The organism is Streptomyces sp. KL116D (genome assembly GCF_030766975.1).
In the GTDB taxonomy this organism is placed as follows: Bacteria; Actinomycetota; Actinomycetes; order Streptomycetales; family Streptomycetaceae; genus Streptomyces; species Streptomyces longispororuber_A.
In genome coordinates this window covers 1-12779 of record NZ_JASERH010000151.1, presented here as the reverse complement: position 1 = coordinate 12779, position 12779 = coordinate 1, and the positions used below count along the sequence as shown (strand labels likewise).

20 protein-coding genes and 1 pseudogene are annotated in these 12779 nt (G+C 69.4%); 17 read left to right on the top strand and 4 right to left on the bottom strand.

Annotated elements, in window-relative coordinates:
* The first annotated feature begins 4 nt into the window (after positions 1 to 4).
* The 9 genes and pseudogenes from RBJ77_RS59875 to RBJ77_RS59835 all read left to right on the top strand — a co-directional run bounded on the left by RBJ77_RS59875 (position 5) and on the right by RBJ77_RS59835 (position 5413).
* On the top strand, positions 5 to 526 hold the full coding sequence (locus RBJ77_RS59875) for a hypothetical protein (protein ID WP_372352614.1): 522 nt from the start codon (positions 5 to 7) through the stop codon (positions 524 to 526).
* 16 nt (positions 527 to 542) lie between these two features.
* Positions 543 to 752 carry a hypothetical protein gene (locus RBJ77_RS59870; protein WP_372352613.1) on the top strand — a complete coding sequence of 70 codons (210 nt, stop codon included), beginning with the start codon at positions 543 to 545 and terminating at the stop codon, positions 750 to 752.
* An 11-nt stretch (positions 753 to 763) separates the two neighbouring features.
* Complete coding sequence (locus RBJ77_RS59865) at positions 764 to 1660, top strand: GH25 family lysozyme (RefSeq protein WP_372352612.1); 897 nt, start codon at positions 764 to 766, stop codon at positions 1658 to 1660.
* A 13-nt stretch (positions 1661 to 1673) separates the two neighbouring features.
* Entirely contained in the window at positions 1674 to 1940 is a 267-nt protein-coding gene (locus RBJ77_RS59860) for a hypothetical protein (RefSeq protein WP_372352611.1), read from the top strand.
* A 30-nt stretch (positions 1941 to 1970) separates the two neighbouring features.
* Complete coding sequence (locus RBJ77_RS59855; protein ID WP_372352610.1) at positions 1971 to 2258, top strand: hypothetical protein; 288 nt, start codon at positions 1971 to 1973, stop codon at positions 2256 to 2258.
* Positions 2259 to 3088: 830 nt separating this feature from the next.
* Positions 3089 to 3828: pseudogene (locus RBJ77_RS59850) on the top strand (DUF6879 family protein).
* Positions 3825 to 4592 carry a helix-turn-helix domain-containing protein gene (locus RBJ77_RS59845; protein ID WP_372352609.1) on the top strand — a complete coding sequence of 256 codons (768 nt, stop codon included), beginning with the start codon at positions 3825 to 3827 and terminating at the stop codon, positions 4590 to 4592. The pseudogene RBJ77_RS59850 and the gene RBJ77_RS59845 overlap by 4 nt, the downstream one beginning before the upstream one ends.
* 255 nt (positions 4593 to 4847) lie before the next feature.
* A complete protein-coding gene (locus RBJ77_RS59840) occupies positions 4848 to 5207 on the top strand; it encodes a hypothetical protein (protein ID WP_372352608.1) in 360 nt (119 codons plus the stop codon).
* Positions 5207 to 5413, top strand: coding sequence for a hypothetical protein (locus RBJ77_RS59835; RefSeq protein ID WP_372352607.1), 207 nt, complete (start codon positions 5207 to 5209; stop codon positions 5411 to 5413). Before RBJ77_RS59840 ends, RBJ77_RS59835 begins: the two co-directional genes overlap by 1 nt.
* Before the next feature lie 255 nt (positions 5414 to 5668).
* On the opposite strand, the gene RBJ77_RS59830 is transcribed toward RBJ77_RS59835, so the two are convergent.
* The 4 genes from RBJ77_RS59830 to RBJ77_RS59815 all read right to left on the bottom strand — a co-directional run bounded on the left by RBJ77_RS59830 (position 5669) and on the right by RBJ77_RS59815 (position 8899).
* Positions 5669 to 5899 (bottom strand): helix-turn-helix domain-containing protein, encoded by a 231-nt coding sequence (locus tag RBJ77_RS59830; protein WP_372352677.1) that lies wholly within the window; start codon positions 5897 to 5899, stop codon positions 5669 to 5671.
* Between the two features lie 802 nt (positions 5900 to 6701).
* Positions 6702 to 7928 carry a tyrosine recombinase XerC gene (xerC, locus tag RBJ77_RS59825; RefSeq protein WP_372352606.1) on the bottom strand — a complete coding sequence of 409 codons (1227 nt, stop codon included), beginning with the start codon at positions 7926 to 7928 and terminating at the stop codon, positions 6702 to 6704.
* 149 nt (positions 7929 to 8077) lie between these two features.
* Positions 8078 to 8329 carry a hypothetical protein gene (locus tag RBJ77_RS59820; RefSeq protein ID WP_372352605.1) on the bottom strand — a complete coding sequence of 84 codons (252 nt, stop codon included), beginning with the start codon at positions 8327 to 8329 and terminating at the stop codon, positions 8078 to 8080.
* 213 nt (positions 8330 to 8542) lie between these two features.
* Positions 8543 to 8899: a helix-turn-helix domain-containing protein gene (locus tag RBJ77_RS59815; protein WP_372352604.1), complete on the bottom strand. Its 357-nt coding sequence runs from the start codon at positions 8897 to 8899 to the stop codon at positions 8543 to 8545.
* A 564-nt stretch (positions 8900 to 9463) separates the two neighbouring features.
* Between RBJ77_RS59815 and RBJ77_RS59810 the strand changes: the two genes are divergently transcribed.
* From RBJ77_RS59810 to RBJ77_RS59775, 8 genes are all read left to right on the top strand, one after another.
* Positions 9464 to 9700 (top strand): hypothetical protein, encoded by a 237-nt coding sequence (locus tag RBJ77_RS59810; RefSeq protein WP_372352603.1) that lies wholly within the window; start codon positions 9464 to 9466, stop codon positions 9698 to 9700.
* 171 nt (positions 9701 to 9871) lie between these two features.
* The gene (locus tag RBJ77_RS59805) at positions 9872 to 10150 is read left to right on the top strand and encodes a hypothetical protein (protein ID WP_372352602.1); all 279 of its coding nucleotides are present in this window, start codon (positions 9872 to 9874) and stop codon (positions 10148 to 10150) included.
* Between the two features lie 23 nt (positions 10151 to 10173).
* On the top strand, positions 10174 to 10752 hold the full coding sequence (locus RBJ77_RS59800; RefSeq protein ID WP_372352601.1) for a hypothetical protein: 579 nt from the start codon (positions 10174 to 10176) through the stop codon (positions 10750 to 10752).
* Positions 10749 to 10874 carry a hypothetical protein gene (locus tag RBJ77_RS59795; RefSeq protein ID WP_372352600.1) on the top strand — a complete coding sequence of 42 codons (126 nt, stop codon included), beginning with the start codon at positions 10749 to 10751 and terminating at the stop codon, positions 10872 to 10874. The genes RBJ77_RS59800 and RBJ77_RS59795 overlap by 4 nt, the downstream gene beginning before the upstream one ends.
* Entirely contained in the window at positions 10871 to 11248 is a 378-nt protein-coding gene (locus RBJ77_RS59790) for a hypothetical protein (protein ID WP_372352599.1), read from the top strand. Before RBJ77_RS59795 ends, RBJ77_RS59790 begins: the two co-directional genes overlap by 4 nt.
* Positions 11245 to 11700: a hypothetical protein gene (locus RBJ77_RS59785; RefSeq protein WP_372352598.1), complete on the top strand. Its 456-nt coding sequence runs from the start codon at positions 11245 to 11247 to the stop codon at positions 11698 to 11700. Before RBJ77_RS59790 ends, RBJ77_RS59785 begins: the two co-directional genes overlap by 4 nt.
* Entirely contained in the window at positions 11697 to 11960 is a 264-nt protein-coding gene (locus tag RBJ77_RS59780) for a hypothetical protein (RefSeq protein ID WP_372352597.1), read from the top strand. Before RBJ77_RS59785 ends, RBJ77_RS59780 begins: the two co-directional genes overlap by 4 nt.
* Positions 11953 to 12779, top strand: an 827-nt coding sequence (locus RBJ77_RS59775) for a YqaJ viral recombinase family protein (protein ID WP_372352596.1), incomplete at its 3' end; no start/stop codon positions are given. The genes RBJ77_RS59780 and RBJ77_RS59775, both read left to right, overlap by 8 nt.

Below are 12779 nucleotides of genomic sequence, written 5' to 3'. Positions count from 1 at the left end.
CCGCATGTCCAAGTACCCCTCGACGTACGCCGGTCAGCGGATCACCGGCCTCCTCCTCCAGTCGATGCTCCCCGAAGTCATCCGCAAGACGACAGCGACCGACCGCGCCGCGACCACCACGCTCGCGGACGACCCGGACCTCACCACCACCCTCGAAGCGAACGCCGTCTACTACGTCGAGATGGAGCTCTGGTACGCGGCGACCACCCTGTCCTCCGGCATCAAAACGGCGTGGACGGTGCCGGCCGGGGTGACCGGCAACCGGTCCGCGCTCGGCATGGCGTCGAATCAGTCCGACAGCACGCCGGCGGGCACCGGCCGGTGGGGCGTGCACAACTACAGCACGGCCGTGTTCTACGGCGACCGCCAGTCCGCAACGAACCTGATCCTCGCCCGCGAAACGTCGGTCGTCACGACCGGCAGCAGCGCCGGAACCCTGGCCCTCCAGTGGGCGCAGGACACCTCTGACGCAGGGAGTTGCCGGATGGGCGTCGGCTCCCTGATGCGCATCACCCGACTCGGCTAGGAGGCCACCAGTGGACATGCCGTACCCGTACCACCAGCTCGTCGCGAACGGTCCGCGCGAGACCGGTCTCGTCGTGACCCTTCACGTTCAGGAGGGCGCGGGCGGGCCGCTCGACGGGCAGAGCGTCGACACGGTCCTTGATGGCCTGCGTGCCCAACTCGGGGCGGGCGAGGGCGTCTCGATAGCGATCACCCGCTCCGAGATCAAGACCACCTACAACCTGTAGAGGGGGATCAGATGACGACCAGCCGCGGCATCGACGTATCCGCGTACCAGGGCCCGCAGGACTGGGCCAAGCACAAGCGCGACGGTGTCGCGTTCGCCTTCGTCAAGGCCAGCGAAGGCCAGCACTCGCGTGACTCCCGGTACGCCACGCACATCACCGGTGCCAAGGCCGCGGGTCTGATCGTCGGCAGCTACCACTTCGCGTGGCCGAACCAGAGCGCAGCGTCCGAGGCGGAGAACTACATCGCCGCCGTCCGGTCGCACGCCGGGCCCGGCTACGTGCACTGGCTGGACCTGGAGCGCTACAGCGACGGCCGGAACTACAAGGGGCGCAGCGCCTCACAGATCAAGGCGTGGGTCGCCGCGTGGATCGCCGCCGTCGAGCGCGCGTTTCCGGGGCAGCGCGTCGGCGTCTACACCTCCGCCTCCGACCTCGCGTCGGGCCACGTCCCGAGCGGCGTCCCGCTCTGGTACCCGGCATACCCGGGCTCGGCGGTGGACTCGTACCCCGAGGCAGAGAAGCGCGCCCGGCCGCGGCCGTCGGGCCGCGCCCCGGAGTTCTGGCAGTTCGTCGGCTCGCCGCTCGACCGCTCCGTCTGCTACATGTCCGCGGCCGAGCTGCGCACATGGGCGGGCGGGGGCACGCCGACCAGGCCGAAGTACGAGCCGTTCCCCGGGGCGAGCTGGTTCACCATGGGCCGCAAGTCTCCGATCGTCGCCGCCATGCACGACCGTCTCGTCGCGGTCGGCTGCAACCGCTACCAGTCCTCGAAGAACAAGGACGTCATCGGCTCCGGCGACAAGGCCTCGTACGAGGCATGGCAGCGCGAGTGCGGCTACAGCGGCGCCGCCGCGAAGTGGCCGCCCGGCCCGACCACCTGGACAAAACTCCAGGTCCCCAACGTCTGATCGGAGAACAACCATGACCGAGACCAACCTCCCCAGCATCGGCGGCATCGCCAAGACCGGCGCCGACTTCGCCCGCGACCTCGCCGAGCGCACCCTCGCCACGTTCGTCGTCGCGGCCGGTGGCGTCGCCGTCGCCGCGGGGCCGGCCGACATGTTCCACGCCAGCTTCTGGCAGACCATGGGCGCGGCCGGAGTCGCCGCCGCGGGCTCCCTCGTGAAGGGCATCCTCGCCAGAGCCTTCGGCGCCCCCAACTCGGCGTCGCTCGTCAAGGGCGTCTGACCTGCCTCATGTTCACGCCCGGGAGGTGGTATGGACGCCGCCATGGTCACGGCGATCGCCGCGCTGATCGCGGGGCCCGTGGCCGCGGCGGCAGCCATGTACGGCACCCGCGGCGCCAACAGGGCAGCCCGGGAGGGCACAGCATTGAGCGGCTACGACAGCCTGACGCAACGCCTGACGGCCGAGCGCGACAAGGCCGAGGCCGACGAGAAGACGGCCCACGCAATGGCGGCCGCCGCCGAGGCGAAGGTCGCCGGACTGGAGGCCGAGATCTCGCGGCTCCGGCTCCTCGTCACGCAGCTCGGAGGGACACCGTGACCCGCACCGAGCAAGTCCTCTACCAGTCACGCCACTTGCTGTGGATGACGGCGGCGCTCCTCATCCTCGGCGGCGGCGTCAGCCTGTCGCTGATCCTCATCCACCGTGAGGCGACGGCGCGGGAGCAGGTCGCGCACGAGGCGGACCTCCGCGGCGCCGCCGTGTCCACCCTCGCCGGGAATGTACGGGAGCTGCGCGCGCAGATCCAGGCCGCAGGGAAGAAACCAGTCGCCCCGGATCCCGCGAAGGCGGTCGAGGACTTGCCGGACCGGGCGGCGGTGCCGGTGCCGCGGCCGGGGCCGTCGGGCCCGCCCGGGAAGGAGGGCCGACCGGGGAAACCGGGCCCGACGATCACGCCGTCGCCGGGCCCGCAGGGGTCGCCGGGCGCTCGGGCGCTGACTCGACCGTGCCGGGGCCTGCCTCGACGGTGCCGGGTCCGTCCGGTCCGCCGGGCCCTGCGGGGCAGGACGGCAAGGACGGGACCGACGGAGCGAACGGGACGACGCAGTGCCCGGACGGGTACTCGTGGCAGGCGCCGGCCGATGACCCGGACGCGCTGATCTGCCGGAAGACGGGCGCGGCGCCGCCGCCGGAGCAGCCGGACCCGTCGGATAGTGCGCCGCCGGTGGCGGCCGGCCTGGATCCGACCCGACGCCAGTACGTATGAGCTTGGCCCTCATCGCCTTCGGGCGGTGGGGGCCGTTTCGTCATGCCCGATTGCGCGCAATCACACGCCGCCGGACGCGATCTGCAATCCTGCGCAATGCCGCCATCCCAGCGTGCACACGCGGCGCATGCTGGACGCCCAACACCCGCTGACGGAGGACGACATGACCCTCAGGTTCATCGGCACCACCAGCGACGACGGAGACTGCCCCACCCTCTACGAGATCCCGGAGACCGAAGAGATCCTCGTTCAGGGGGACATCGAGACCGACCCCGGCCACCTCGCTGAGCTGCGCGACGTGAAGCCGTCCGAGTCGTTCGTCCGCGTCCCCCGCTCGCTCCTCACCCGCTACGCGCCCCGCACGCCGGCCCCGGAACTGGTGCCCTTCAAGGAGATCAGTCACCTGTTCTCGGAGTTCCGGCACACCGCGTGGCGCTTGGAGACCCGCACCGGTTACGCCTCCGACCGCAACAGTCCGAAGTGGGCGCGGTGGGTGGCGGGCGAGGACATCTCGACGGAGCCGGACAACGCGTGGCGGGACAACGTCCGCGCGCAGGTGGCGCAGGGCAAGCGGTTCGAGAGGGTTCGGCTTGTCGACGAGCCGGCCACGCAGGGCAGGAGTTCCTCCTTGCGTCGGGCCTGGGGAACGTGGCCGCGGGCGAGGACATCCGCAACCTCACCCGCAGGCGGGCCGCCGAACTTCGCCTGCCCGACTACGACTTCTGGCTTTTCGATTCCAAGATCCTCGCCCGCTTCGCGTTCGATGACGAGGACACCACTCTCGGCGTGTACGTCACGGAGGACCCGGCCGACGTTCTCGCCGCCTGCCAAGCCCGCGACGCGGCATGGCACCACGCTCTGCCTACCAGGCAGTTTCAGCGCGGGGTACGTTCCAGTGTGTGAGTGACTTCCAAGAAGCCCGGCAGATCCTCGGCGCGCGACTCGCAGAGCTGCGCGCCGAGGCGGGTATGGAAGGGAAGGACCTTGCCGCGAAGCTGGAGTGGCAGCCCTCGAAGGTAAGCCGACTCCAGAATGGCAAGCAGACGGCGAGCGCGCAGGACATCACGGTGTGGGCCGCGGCCGTAGGCCGGCCCGACGTCGAACCGGAGCTGCAGGGGCTTCGCGCTGGCGTGGAGCTGAAGCACCGGACGTGGCGGCGACAGCTCGCGGGCGGACATGCCGAGCGGCAGAAGCTCGCGATCCGTGAGACCGAGGCGACTCGGCTGATCCGCGCGTTCGAGGTGGCCCGCATCCCTGGCCTCTTGCAGACACGCGAGTACGCGCGCGTCATCTTCGACTCGAACCCCTCCTTCCGCGAGATTCCGGCCACGACCGACAAGGCGGTAGAGAACCGCATGCGCCGGCAAGAGGCCCTGTATGAGCCGGGCCGCGAGTTCCGGTTCCTGCTGTGTGAGGCCGCGCTGTATCACCGTTCGTGCCCAACGGGCGTGATGGCCGCGCAGCTCGACCGTCTGTACAACGTGGTTGGACAACCTCAAGTTGATCTGGCTGTGCTGCCGTTCGGGTCGCAGCTGCGACGCACGGCCGCGCATTCGTTCTGGATCTACGACCGGCGGCAGGTCATCGTCGAGACGATCACCGAGGAACTGTGGCTCACGGCCGAGGAAGACATCCGGCTGTACGAGCGAGCGTGGGACTGGCTCTGATTCGTCGGCCGAGCGGGGGCAGATCGCCCGTCGCCTGATTGGCCGAGCGCGGGCGTCTCTGGATCTCTCCTGAGCAACCCACGCAACTGACGAACCGTTAGATGCAATCGCGCGCAATCGATCACCATCCTCGCCGACCGCACGCCTACGGTCCTGGTCATGGCCGCAAAGACAACACCCGCACGACGCGCGCCGGGAGACACCTGGCTCGCCCGATGCACTCGCCACGCGCGCCTCGTCCACGAAGTGTGGAGCGTGGGCGGCGTCGCACCGATCCGCTCCACCCACTGGCTCGCCGCCGAGGCCCAGATGATCGAGGCCCTCCACGCCCGCAAACGCATCCCCGCACGGGCCCGCGGCCCGCTCCTCATCGACCCCGGCCTCGACGCCGCATGGTGGCTGGTCCCGCTGGACGCCGCCGAAGAGCTCGCCGACATCGCCCACCTCACCGTCCACCCCTTCGACTGGCCCCTGCACTGCCCGTCGACCCAGCAACCCGCGTGCGGCCGCTTCTGGGTCGACGCACCGGACGGCTCGGGGACCCTGACCGACCCTGTGTACCTCGCCGCGGCATTCGGTCCCGCCGCCGGCCGACTTCCCGCGGAGGCCGTTTGATGACCATCTCAAGAGATTCCACCTACCTCCTCCGCGACATCGACACCCCACCCCGCCCACGTGAAGCGGCGCCTGAGACGCCCACAGATCTGGCGTACCGGGCGCTGCTCGACCACATCGCCGAATGCGAGCGGTGCGAGGCGGACTGGCGGAAGTGCCCCACCCGCAGGGCCCTGACCGAGACGCTGCGCGGGGTGCGCGGGTGAGCGCCGGCGGCCGCTTGTGCTGGCTCTGCCAGACGCCCATCAAGAACGGCGAACTCGTCGAGCGCGACGTGGTGCATGTCGGGTCGGGTCTTGGCCCTACGGTCGAGCGGCATCAGGGGGCGTGCCCCAGTAAGCCGCCCCTGTCGCAGACGGCTCCGGTCGGACGCCGTTAGACCCCCCATCGTCGGGACCCCCGCGACCGATGGTGGGAAGGGTGGACGCCCGGGCACAGGAAGTCCGGGCGGCCACCGCCCATCACACGAGGTCGCGGAGTGGGACGTCGAGCGCGATGGCGATGCTGATCAACGTGTCGACGTACGGCGACGCGTGGCCCTGCTCGATGCGGTTGACGGCCTGCCGGTCGAGGCCGGCGCGCTCGGCGAGTCCCTCTTGGGTGAGGTTCGCGTGGAGGCGTGCGGCGCGGATGCGGTCGCCGATGGCTCGCCGGGCGGCGAGGACTCGGGGCGACGGCGGAGCGGGCGGCACCCTGCTCAACGCTGGCCGCCACATGATCGACTGTCTGTATCGTCGAGCGTACATTTTTCGATCACGAATCGGCCACGTGTGCAAGACCCGTGCGAATACAACGCACGTTCGAGTGATTCCGGGCGGTGCCTACGGCGCCTGAGGCAACCATCCGACACCGTGCATATGACAACTGCACCACCCGTGGACGGCCCCCACCTGATGGGGGCCCGCGCCTCTCCCGATGTACGCGCGTCCGCCGGAGGGAGGCGCACCCGCTCTGATCCAGTCAGAGCACGACGCCCCACCCCATGAACCCGGGTGCGAGGGCGTCTACGATTGTCGCGCGGCCCCCGCCGATCTATGCGACGGGGGCCGCGGCTGTAGGCCGGGCCTCCCCGCCCGGACACCACAGGAGGAAGACGAGCGCGCGTCTGGCGCGAGCGGGGAGGCACGCCAGCCCTCGTCACTGGCGACTCTACGGCCTGTCGTGAGCTGATCAATCCCTCGAACCGGTGATAGTCGAGCATGATCACCGGGGGTTGTGGACTCTATGTGGACTCTGATCACAGGAGAGGCCCCCGGTGATCACACCGAGGGGCCTCTGACCTGCTACTTCACACGGTGGGCGCGGACGGTTTCGAACCGCCGACATCCTGCTTGTAAGGCAGGTCTTCGACCTGACCAGCGTTTCCGAGATCCTCCGAGGCGCTCCGAGAGTGATCGACAACCCCTGAGACTTCCCGATCGAGGATCTTCCGAGAGTCTCCGAGAACCCCCGAGGGGGGCATGTGGACTCTTCGTGGATTCCACCCCCGGCCGGTCACTCAACGGCCCGGAGTCCACTACCCTCGCCGCCCTCCCCGGCCAGCGCCGCACGCACCCGCTCCTGCGAACCCTCCGACTCATGGGTGTAGATCCACGTGACCTTGCCGCCGCGCTTCTGCCCCAAGAAAGCTTGCGTGTCCCGCTCCGGCACACCCAGCCTGTGCAGCTTGGTCGTGACGTCGTGCCGGTACTCGTAGATCCGAGGCCACCACTCCGTCCGCCCGGTCTCCGGGTCGACGACCTTGCGTGCCACGCCGGACTGATCGAGCGCCTTCTTCCACGGCCGCTGAAGGTTGTTCGGGTTCAGCGCCGCGCCCTTGGGGCCGCGGAACACGAGCTCGTCCACGTGCAGGTCGTACGGGTCGGTGAGCGCCGACCGCGTGCGCTTCGGCTTCCACTTCTCCCGCATGAAGCACACAGCGCTCCATGCCCGCGGCGTCAGCGCCACCGCGCGGAACCCTGCGTCCGTCTTGGGCACGGCTTGTCGGCACAGCCGCCCCCCGTCGAGGACGAGAATCTCCTTGATGTAGACGACCCTCTTCTCGTCGTCGATGCAGTGATCCCGCAGCCCGGCGTACTCACCCGGCCGCATCCCGGTTTCGTTCGCGAAGTCCCGGAAAATCACCTGGTAGTACGGCGGCAGCGCCGCATGGATGAGGGCGTATTGAGCCTCGGTCGGTGGCTTCAGATCATCCGGGTGCTTGGCCGGCTTGGGGGCCGTGACTTCCAGATGGGCCGCCGGGTTGACGGTGATCCGTTCGCCGTCCTTGATCGCCGCGTCGAGGATGCCGATGAGGAGCCGCCTGGTCTGGCACTGAGTGCGGTAGCCCTTCACCTCTTGCGTGAGCCACTTCTGAAGCTCCATGAACTCCAGGTCGATCAGCTTGTAGGCGGACCACTTGGGTTGGATGTGAGCTGTCCAGATGCTCCGCTTTCGGTTGCGGGTCTTGACCCTCCCCTTGTGCTGCTGCACCTCCCAGTACTGATCCCACCACGCGCCGAGGAGGATCTTGCCCCGCTCCGGGTCCCGATAGGTGCGATCGCGTACGGCCGTGCGGGTCCTGTCGAGGAAGTCCTCCGCAGCCTTCTTCCCGCCGTCCTTGATCGAATAGTTCTTGGCCTTCTGCTTGCCGGTCGGGTCGCGGTAGCGGGCCTGCCACGCACCGACGCAGTCGCGGCGCGGCTTGCGCTCACCGTGGACGGCCGGCGGGTAGGCCTCCATGCACAGTGGGCACCCGCACGTCTTGACCCTGATCTGCCGGGGGTTGTTGCTCGCCCTACGCGGCACGACAGCCCTCCTCCCGTGCGCCGTAGCTCTTCAGTGGAAGATCGGCAGGGAATTCCGCACCGCCTCTGCGGTGGGGCTCGTGGTTACGCACCACTGTTGATCACCTCGCCACTCCTTCGCTGCTGGGGAACCTGCGCGCGGAGCCGGATCGGCTCCCCGCACCAGCAGCGTGCACCGAGCTCCCCTTGCGGGATGGCGAGTTCAGCGAGAACCGCCCGGACGGCGCGGAGCGCGAACTCAGGGATGCGCAACTCCGAGGGGATGGTGATCAGTTGACGGTCCGCGTCCCACGGTTCGAGCGTGGCGAGCGGCGCGTACTGCGCGCGAATGCACATAGGCGGTCCCCCAGAGACACGAGCTACCAGAGAGAGCCGTGGGGGAGGACATCGGCCGTGCGGTCGAAACTACATCCTGTTGGGGGAATATGCGACCACTCAGAGCCATCTTTGTGCGCACGGATTCACCCTGAGTGAGGGGGTCCGTTTAGCGGAGACCTTGTCGATCAAGGAAGGGTTGTACGCAACTACTTGACAGATCGTCAGGACCGGTCAGCGGTTGCTGTCCCGCAGCGCCTTCGCCTGGATCTCCATGACCTCCTGCTGCTGCTCCGTGAGGCCCTGGAACAGCTCAAGCAGGCGCTCTGCACGGTCGGGAGAGATCGGCCCAGGAGCCTTCCGGCCGGCGGCATCCGACAGTCGCTTGACGCTGTACTTCGGGTACCGGCTCGACAGCCTGACGATCGCGTCGTGGCGCGGGGTGCGCTTCCGGTGCAGCCAGGTGTTCACCGTGGAGACGGAGACGTCGATCGCCTCCGCGACCCTGCTGCCATTGACCTTGTACTCGGTCATCAACTCGGCCAGCACTTGCGCGAAGTCCTCAGCGAGGGCTCGGCTCTGGTTCTCCACGCGCCAAGATTGCCCCGCCGCTTCTACTTTTCGCAAGTGAAAGTAGAAGCGTGGCGCGATTGCGCGCAGCGCGTGACCTCCCGTCGCGCGCCGTCAGTATGTGGATATGCCACCAGACTAGAACACGTGTTCCATTCCTGCACGGGTTCGGAGGATTCTCGGAGCACCTCGGAGGATCCCATTGACAGCACTTCGACTTCGACTGTAGAAATGTCGCATCACCTCGACAGCGAGGTGAGCAACACCACCACCAGGCACGGGGTCCATATGCCGAAAGTCAGCCGCAAGGGCGAAGGCAAGCCACTCAGAGACGCCATGCAGGCGGCCGGCCTCTCCGGGCCGGAACTCTCGAGGCCACCAAGGAGATCGACCCGACGGGCCGAGGCGTCAGCCCCGCCACCGTCGGCCGGATCGCCGGACGCGGCAAGACCGCCCGCAACACCTGCGAGCTGAGCACCGCCTGGTTCGTCGCCGAAGCCCTACACCGGCGGACGAATGCCCCCCTCCAGGACCTCTTCAGCATGCCCACACGTTCGACTACGACAGTAGAAAGGTCAAGGTCTGATGCCGAAGAAGAGTGAGCGCCTCGCCGCACTCCCGGCCGGACTCGTCCCGCTGCTGAGCCAGCCGCAGCTGGAGACGTACTACGGCGTCTCCGACTGGCAGATCCTCCAGTGGATCAAGCAGGGAATGCCGGTCGTCGCGTACGCCGGCCGCCAGCGGCGCTTCAACTTCGCCGACTGCGAGGCGTGGCACGCCGCGAACGCCGCCACGGACCCCGAGCTCGCCGCCACCGGCTGACTCCCCCACTCCAGAAACGCCGAAGGGCCGCCCGACTTTCCCGGCCGGCGACCCCACGACTCGGCAACCCCATCTCACAGAACACGAGGTCACCGATGACCACTCACACTACCGCCCTCGCAGCGCAGCTCTTACGAGCTGACCAGCGACAACCGGATCGCCGTCGAGACGATGCTCGACTACATCTCCCTCCCCGCGCCGACGATCGTGCCGCGCGCCGATGCCGTGTTCATCACCGTCACGAACGTCGACGACCTCGGTGCCTGGCTGGTGGCGCGCGGCGGAAAGATCCACGTCACGCCGGCCTACGACGGGCTCGAACTGTGGACGCTGGTCACGCGGACCCCGAAGGGCAGGGACGGTACGTCGGTTGAGGTCCGGGTGTCGGTGCCGGTGCCCGCTCGCGAGATCGTCCTCGCGAACATCCTCGCCGCGGTGGTGTCCCGGTGAGCGCCCCGCTGGTGGTGAACACGGTGGACGGCACGGTGTGGACGCGCCGCGAGCAGACCCATGGCGGTGCCGCGTTGTACGGCCTCGCCGGTGCGGCGCCGGGTGCTCCTGCCGAGGTGCTTCAGACCCTCGCGGATCTGGAGGCGATGGGCATCACGGGCTCGGCTGACGCGCTGCCGTTGCCGGTGGGCCCGTCGGTGGTGGCGTCGGCGGATCGGTTGTCGGCGCTGCTCGCCCCGACTCAGGTCCTCCCGGCCACCTCGGCGGTCCGCATCCGCTGGCCCGACGGCCGCCCACCCATCCCTTTCGGCTGTCGCTGGTGCGGCATCGAGCACAGCGGGCACGGCCGCCGGTACCACACGGCTCGTGGTGGCCACTCGTGGGAGCAGCCGACGCAGGCGCAGATTCTCGCGCGGATGAAGGCCCGCCGCGCGGCACGCACGGCGGTGTGCCGGTGCCCGGACCCGAACGACCCGGCGGACCTGCTGCCGCGCCCGCTCGCTCCGGTCATTGACCCGTGGCGCTGTGAGGCCGACGCCTGCCGGATGCACGACTACCTCGTGGGTCGCTGGCTGACCCCGGTAGCGGGCGGTGCCCTGTGAGCTTCTTCGCTCTCTGCCTCGCCCTGCTCTGCGCGTCGGCGTACGGCCTCGGCTCCGTCATCGTCTGCGCCCTCTGCGAGCTCGGCTTCACCCCGTACACCCCGAAAGGCGGCACCCGATGAACCGCATCCGTCTGTTCTTCCACCGCATTTTCCGCCGCCCCGCAGTGACCGGCCCGTTCCCGATCTACCTCCGGCGGATCCCGACCGGCGTCGTCCTCGACCTGGAGGCGTACTTCGAGCACGTCGTCACCACGATCGCTGACGACGAGGAACTCCTGGCCCTGCTCCTGGAGTTCGCCGACGACCGCGGTAGTGCCGGCGCGTACGACGGGCACGCCCCGGAGAAGCTCCTCGTCGAGCAGATCGGCGACCGGGTCGGGTTCTCCGTCCCTGTGTACGGCGAGAAGGTCCAGGCCTTGGCCGAGCGGCTGCGGTCGTTGGCTCCGGCCCCCGCTGTGGTGATCCCGGCACAGCGCGAGGCAGGTGCCGCGTGAGCGCCGTCCCCACCCCCGAGGCCTACCCGGGCGAGCTCGCCATGCTGCGCGGCCTCGTGCGGGCGATCCGGACCATCGCGGAGCACAGCGACATGGACGAGGTGCGCCACGTCCTGGCCGAGCACGCGACCGACGAGCGGGCGTCCTACGACGCGCTCGGGGAGAAGGCCACCGCGCACGCCGCGGCGACGGCCACTCCCGCCGGGCCGCTCGGCGCCGGCGCCCGCAACCGCCTCGCTCTACTCCGCAGCTCCATCACCGAGCGGCAGGGCGAGTGGACCACCCGCCGCGTACAGGCCGTCTACCACGCCCACTACGGGGCCGACGACTGGCGGGCCACCGCCCGCCGCGACCTCGCGCAGCTGCACGCCGAGGGCCTCCTCGTCGAGCACACCGAAGACCCGACCCGCCACCACTACACCGTCAACACCCGTACGGGGGGCCACTCATGACCGGACCCGAGCACTACCGCGAGGCCGAACGGCACCTCTCCGCCGCCTCCTACCTCCGCGAACCGGACGGCCTGCCCGCCGACCCGACCGCCACCGACCACCACCTCGCCATGGCGCAGATCCACACCGACCTCGCCAAGGCCGCCGCGACCGCCCTCAACGCCTCCGTCCTCGCGTTCGCCCACGACCTCGGCGACTCCCGCGTGAGCGAGTGGGACGCCGCGATCGCCAAGAAGCCGAAGGACGATGACCTTGACTGACACCGTGCAGGCCGGGGCGCTCACCGCCCCGGCCGCCGGCCGGAAGGTCACACCGACCGGCCGCCTCATCCTCCCCGCCGACGCCGACCGCGCGAACTGGCTCCTCGCCCGACGCGAAGGCATCGGCTCCTCCGACATCGCCGCCATCCTCGGCATCAGCCGCTACGGCAACGCGCTCAGCGTGTGGCACGACAAGACGGGCGGCCTCCCCCTCGAAGGCGACGACTCCGAACCGGCCCTGTGGGGACGGCTCAACGAGGAGACCGTCGCCCGCGAGTGGGCCCGACGCAACCGCTCCGTAGTCCGCCGCGTCGGCCTCGTCCAGAACATCGACCGGCCCTGGCAGATGTGCACCCTCGACCGCCGCGTCCTGGAGTGCCCGCTCGCCGACGGCCGCGAGAAGTGCGCCGTCGAGATCAAGTGCCGCGACAAGATGAAGGCCGGGCAGTTCCGGCGCGGCGTCGCCGACGATGTCCTCGTCCAGACGTTGTGGCAGGCCGACGTGTGCGGCTTCGACCACGTGCACGCCGCAGTCCTCATCGGCGGCAACGACTACCGGCAGTTCGTCATCCGCGTCGCCGACCATGCCGACCTCGTCGCCGACCTGCGCACCGCAGGCGAGCGGGCGTGGCAGCAGATCGTCACCCGGCGCGCCCCGTCGGTCCCCGGCGACGCCGACCCCGATGTCCTGCTCGACCTGTACGAGCGGCTCTACCCAGACCGTGACGGCTCGGTGGACCTGACCCGGGACATCGACACGCAGGACGCGGTGGCCGACTACCTCGACGCCCACAACGACTACACCGCAGCCGAGAAGCG